This is a genomic window from Streptomyces misionensis, from assembly GCF_007896895.1.
Classification (GTDB): domain Bacteria; phylum Actinomycetota; class Actinomycetes; order Streptomycetales; family Streptomycetaceae; genus Streptomyces; species Streptomyces misionensis_A.
The window spans coordinates 1-5,429 of sequence record NZ_VOGW01000207.1 but is presented as its reverse complement, the minus strand read 5'-3'; the positions used below and the strand labels follow the sequence as shown (position 1 = coordinate 5,429).

Below are 5,429 nucleotides of genomic sequence, written 5' to 3'. Positions count from 1 at the left end.
TTAGGGCACCGGGCGGCCCTCACGGCACTGGGCGGCCCGGCAAGACCGGGCAGCCCTCAGGGCACCGGGGGCGGCTCTCACGGCACCGGTCAGCCCCTACGGGGACCGGGCAGCCCTTACGGGACTCGTGGGGCCCAGGCCGCACCGCCGGCCCACACCGCCCCGTTCCTCACCCGTTCGTCGCCAGCAGGATCGCCAGCAGCACGGCCCCCACCACGGCCGGCACCGCCAGCTCGTAGGCCCAGCGGACCGTCGTCTCCCCCTGGGCGGACTCTTCCTTTCCGCGCCGGTCCAGGGTTTCGCGGAGGTCGTCCATGACCTTGTCGGACGACGCCCGGGTCGGCCCGGTGTCGGCGCCGCGCGCGGTGAGCGCGCCGAAGCCCAGGCTCCCGGCGCCGGTCGCCGAGCTTCCCGAGGCCGAGCGCCGGGCCGCGTTCGCCGCCCGCTGCTCGGCCTTCTTGCGGGCGCGCAGCGAGACGGGGACGGCCCACAGCTGGTACTTCGTACCGGACTTGGCGAGCACCTCGTTCGTGAAGCTGGAGCGCAGGGTCTCGATCTCGCCCCAGGGCAGGCTGATCACCCGGAACGGGTTGCGGATGCGCAGCCGGTCGTCGTTGGTGAAGACGGCGGGGCGCAGGGTGAAGGCGATCACCAGCGGGAAGATCATGATCATCGCGGCGAGGGCCAGCCACGGCGTGCGCCCGTGGCCGCGGAACAGCGCGTCGAGGCCCAGCCAGGCGACGACCGCGAGCAGCAGCACGCCGCCCACGAGCCCCATGGGCGAGCGGTAGATCCGGTCCTTCACGGTGGGCACCGGAGGCTGCGACGCGGGTGGCTTGTGGTCCGGGGTCGTCATGGCCCGATTGTGCACGACGTCCGCACGGGTGCCGCCACCGCGCCCCGGTACCCGTACCCATCCGTGACCTCCCGCACTCCGGGGCCCCGCACGGACGCGGGGGTGTACAGCCGCTACGCGCGTAGATATGCTCGTCTGGTGACCATGCCCACCACTGCACCCCCAGCACATGCGCTCGCCGACGTCACCGCGTCCGACAGCACGCTGCGCCGCTTCCTGCACGGGCTGCCCGGCGTCGACGCGGTCGGCCTGGAGGCGCGCGCCGCGTCCCTCGGCACCCGTTCCATCAAGACCACCGCGAAGGCGTACGCCATCGACCTCGCCATCTCGATGGTCGACCTGACGACGCTGGAAGGCGCGGACACCCCGGGCAAGGTCCGGGCGCTCGGCGCCAAGGCCGTCCATCCCGACCCGACGGACCGCACGGCCCCGACCACCGCCGCGGTCTGCGTCTACCCCGACATGGTGGCCGTCGCCAAGGAGGCCGTCGCCGGCTCGGGCGTGAAGGTCGCCTCGGTCGCCACCGCCTTCCCGGCCGGCCGCGCCGCCCTCGACGTGAAGCTGGCCGACGTCCGCGAGGCCGTCGCCGCGGGCGCCGACGAGATCGACATGGTCATCGACCGCGGCGCGTTCCTCGCGGGCAAGTACCTGAAGGTGTACGACGAGATCCTGGCCGTGAAGGAGGCCTGCGGGGCGAACGCCCGGCTGAAGGTCATCTTCGAGACCGGCGAGCTGTCGACGTACGACAACATCCGCCGCGCCTCCTGGCTCGGCATGCTCGCGGGCGCCGACTTCATCAAGACCTCCACGGGCAAGGTCGCCGTCAACGCGACGCCCGCCAACACCCTGCTGATGCTGGAGGCGGTGCGCGACTTCCGCGCGCAGACCGGCGTCCAGGTCGGCGTGAAGCCGGCCGGCGGCATCCGCACCAGCAAGGACGCCGTCAAGTTCCTCGTCCTGGTCAACGAGACGGCCGGCGCGGACTGGCTGGACAACCACTGGTTCCGCTTCGGCGCCTCCTCGCTGCTGAACGACCTGCTGATGCAGCGTCAGAAGCTGGCCAGCGGACGCTACTCCGGCCCTGACTACGTGACGGTGGACTGAGACCCCATGGACATGGAAATGCTGTCATCCGCATTCGAGTACGCACCGGCGCCCGAGTCCCGCTCGGTCGTCGACATCGCGCCGTCCTACGGCCTCTTCATCGACGGCGAGTTCGTGGAGGCGACCGGCGGCAAGGTCTTCAAGACCGTCTCACCGTCCACCGAGGAGGTGCTGTCGGAGGTCGCCGAGGCCGCCGAGGAGGACGTCGACCGCGCCGTGCGGGCCGCCCGCAAGGCCTTCGAGAAGTGGTCGGCGCTGCCCGGCGCCGAGCGCGCCAAGTACCTGTTCCGCATCGCCCGGATCATCCAGGAGCGCAGCCGCGAACTGGCCGTCCTGGAGACGCTGGACAACGGCAAGCCGATCAAGGAGACGCGGGACGCCGACCTGCCCCTGGTCGCGGCCCACTTCTTCTACTACGCGGGCTGGGCCGACAAGCTCGACCACGCCGGCTTCGGCGCGGACCCGCGCCCGCTGGGCGTGGCGGGCCAGGTCATCCCGTGGAACTTCCCGCTGCTGATGCTGGCGTGGAAGATCGCCCCGGCGCTGGCGACCGGCAACACGGTCGTCCTCAAGCCCGCCGAGACCACCCCGCTGTCCGCGCTGTTCTTCGCGGACGTCTGCCGCCAGGCGGGCCTGCCCAAGGGCGTGGTCAACATCGTGACCGGTGACGGCCGGACCGGCGCGGCGCTGGTCGCGCACCCGGACGTGAACAAGGTCGCGTTCACGGGCTCGACGGCGGTCGGCAAGCAGATCGCGCGGACCGTGGCCGGCACGCGCAAGAAGCTCACCCTGGAACTGGGCGGCAAGGGCGCGAACATCGTCTTCGACGACGCCCCGATCGACCAGGCCGTCGAGGGCATCGTGAGCGGCATCTTCTTCAACCAGGGCCAGGTCTGCTGCGCCGGCTCGCGTCTCCTCGTCCAGGAGTCGATCCAGGACGAGCTGCTGGACGCGCTCAAGCGCCGGCTGTCCACGCTGCGCCTGGGCGACCCGCTGGACAAGAACACCGACATCGGCGCGATCAACTCCGCCGAGCAGCTGGCCCGGATCACCGCGCTGGCCGAGAAGGGCGAGGCGGAGGGCGCCGAGCGCTGGTCCCCGGCCTGCGAACTCCCGTCCTCCGGCTACTGGTTCGCGCCGACGCTGTTCACGAACGTCACCCAGGCCCACACCATCGCCCGCGAGGAGATCTTCGGCCCGGTGCTCTCGGTCCTGACCTTCCGCACCCCGGACGAGGCGGTCGCCAAGGCGAACAACACGCAGTACGGGCTGTCGGCGGGCATCTGGTCCGAGAAGGGCTCGCGCATCCTGGCGGTGGCGAGCAAGCTGCGCGCGGGCGTGATCTGGTCCAACACGTTCAACAAGTTCGACCCGACCTCACCGTTCGGCGGTTACAAGGAGTCGGGCTTCGGCCGCGAGGGCGGCCGCCACGGCCTGGAGGCGTACCTCGATGTCTGACGCACGACTTTCCGTCTTCAAGACCTACAAGCTGTACGTGGGCGGCAAGTTCCCGCGTTCCGAGAGCGGCCGGGTGTACGAGGTGACGGACGCGAAGAACAACTGGCTGGCCAACGCTCCCCTGTCGTCCCGCAAGGACGCCCGGGACGCGGTGGTCGCCGCGCGCAAGGCGTTCGGCGGCTGGTCCGGCGCGACGGCGTACAACCGCGGCCAGGTCCTGTACCGCGTCGCGGAGATGCTGGAGGGCCGCCGCGAGCAGTTCGTGCGCGAGGTCGCCGACGCGGAGGGCCTGTCGAAGTCGAAGGCCGCCGCGGTGGTGGACGCGGCGATCGACCGCTGGGTCTGGTACGCGGGCTGGACCGACAAGATCGCCCAGGTGGTCGGCGGCGCGAACCCGGTGGCGGGCCCGTTCTTCAACCTCTCCTCGCCGGAGCCGACGGGCGTGGTGGCCGTACTGGCCCCCCAGGACTCCTCGTTCCTGGGCCTGGTCTCCGTGCTCGCCCCGGTGATCGCCACCGGCAACACGGCGGTCGTGGTGGCGAGCGAGAAGTCCCCGCTCCCCGCCCTCTCCCTGGCCGAGGTCCTGGCCACCTCCGACGTCCCCGGCGGCGTGGTGAACATCCTCTCCGGCCGCACCGCGGAGATCGCCACCCCGCTCGCCGCGCACCAGGACGTCAACGCGATCGACCTCGCGGGCGCGGACGAGGACCTGGCGAAGGAGCTGGAGATCGCGGCGGCCGACAACCTGAAGCGCGTCCTGCGTCCCCAGGCTGTGGATTACTCCGAGACCCCGGGAGCCGACCGCCTGACGGCCTTCCTGGAGACGAAGACGGTCTGGCACACGACGGGCGCCCTGGGCGCCGCCGGTTCGTCGTACTGACCCGACCCGACCCCACCACGCCGAGAGCCGCGGCCCCTCCATCGGGGGCGCGGCTCTCGGCGTGCTGTCACGTCCCCGCGCTGGCGCACCGCCGCGCGACCACCCGGCGAGCCCGTGGGCACCTTCGACGCCCGCTAAATTCGTTGACCCCGCACCTGTGATCATGTTGGCTGTCGGCGTCGGACCGCCGGTATCGCCGGCGTCCGCTTGGCTGGGGCAGGGAGTTGAACGTGCAGGACATGGTCGTCGACCCCGCTGCCCACAATCGGGCAGCCTGGGACAGGTACGTCCAGGAGGGCAACGGTTGGACGAGGCCGGTGAGTACCGAGGACGTCGAGCGCGCCCGCGGGGGCGACTGGTCGATCGTTCTCATCGGGTGCGAGCCGGTCGAGCGCTCCTGGCTGCCGACGGACCTGACCGGCAAGGACGTGTTGTGCCTGGCCTCCGGCGGTGGCCAGCAGGGTCCGATCCTCGCCGCCGCGGGGGCGCGCGTCACCGTGTTCGACAACTCGCCCCGCCAGCTCGGCCAGGACCAGATGGTGGCGGCGCGCGACGGACTCGAACTGCGCACCGTCCTGGGTGACATGCGTGACCTCGGCGCCTTCGGCGACGCGGCATTCGACGTCGTGTTCCACCCGGTCTCGAACGTATTCGTACCCGACGTGGCGCCGGTGTGGCGTGAGTGCTTCCGCGTCCTGCGTCCGGGCGGAACGCTGCTCGCGGGCTTTCTCAACCCTGATGTGTACTTGTTCGACCACGAGGCCCTCGACGAGCGAGGCGAGCTGGTCGTCGCGCACAAGCTGCCCTACAGCGATGTCACGCAGTACTCCGCCGAGGAACGCGCCACGAAGTTCGGCGCGGATGCCGCTCTTGAATACAGTCACACCCTCACCGGCCAGATCGGCGGGCAACTCGCCGCGGGGTTCGTCCTCACCGGGTTCGCAGAAGCACCGCACCAATCCAACGCGACCGCCCCTTACATGTCGGGCTATTTCGCGCCGCGCCGGGGTCAGCCTGGCTTTACCGCCCGCGTCGCGAAATAGCCCGACATGTAAGGGGCGGCCGCGTTGGATTGGTGCGGTGCTTCTGCCAACCCGGGGAGGACGAACCCCGCGGCGGGTTGCCCGCCGA

5 protein-coding genes are annotated in these 5,429 nt (G+C 71.1%); 4 read left to right on the top strand and 1 reads right to left on the bottom strand.

Features of this window, described 5'->3' with window-relative positions; genetic code table 11:
- Nucleotides 1-169: 169 nt before the first annotated feature.
- The gene (locus FRZ03_RS38335) at nucleotides 170-856 is read right to left on the bottom strand and encodes a PH domain-containing protein (protein ID WP_146469780.1); all 687 of its coding nucleotides are present in this window, start codon (nucleotides 854-856) and stop codon (nucleotides 170-172) included.
- A 144-nt stretch (nucleotides 857-1,000) separates the two neighbouring features.
- On the opposite strand from FRZ03_RS38335, the gene deoC reads away from it, so the two are divergent.
- From deoC to FRZ03_RS38315, 4 genes are all read left to right on the top strand, one after another.
- A complete protein-coding gene (deoC, locus tag FRZ03_RS38330) occupies nucleotides 1,001-1,960 on the top strand; it encodes a deoxyribose-phosphate aldolase (RefSeq protein ID WP_146469792.1) in 960 nt (319 codons plus the stop codon).
- Nucleotides 1,961-1,981: 21 nt separating this feature from the next.
- Nucleotides 1,982-3,418, top strand: coding sequence for an aldehyde dehydrogenase family protein (locus tag FRZ03_RS38325; protein ID WP_186785833.1), 1,437 nt, complete (start codon nucleotides 1,982-1,984; stop codon nucleotides 3,416-3,418).
- The gene (locus FRZ03_RS38320) at nucleotides 3,411-4,298 is read left to right on the top strand and encodes an aldehyde dehydrogenase family protein (RefSeq protein WP_146469778.1); all 888 of its coding nucleotides are present in this window, start codon (nucleotides 3,411-3,413) and stop codon (nucleotides 4,296-4,298) included. Before FRZ03_RS38325 ends, FRZ03_RS38320 begins: the two co-directional genes overlap by 8 nt.
- Before the next feature lie 230 nt (nucleotides 4,299-4,528).
- Nucleotides 4,529-5,341: a class I SAM-dependent methyltransferase gene (locus tag FRZ03_RS38315; RefSeq protein ID WP_146469777.1), complete on the top strand. Its 813-nt coding sequence runs from the start codon at nucleotides 4,529-4,531 to the stop codon at nucleotides 5,339-5,341.
- Nucleotides 5,342-5,429: the final 88 nt, after the last annotated feature.

Excerpts from the sequence above, each read along its gene's own strand:
- FRZ03_RS38335 (WP_146469780.1), bottom strand. The coding sequence starts at position 856 with ATGACGACCCCGGACCACAAGCCACCCGCGTCGCAGCCTCCGGTGCCC.
- deoC (WP_146469792.1), top strand. The coding sequence starts at position 1,001 with ATGCCCACCACTGCACCCCCAGCACATGCGCTCGCCGACGTCACCGCG.
- FRZ03_RS38320 (WP_146469778.1), top strand. The coding sequence starts at position 3,411 with ATGTCTGACGCACGACTTTCCGTCTTCAAGACCTACAAGCTGTACGTG.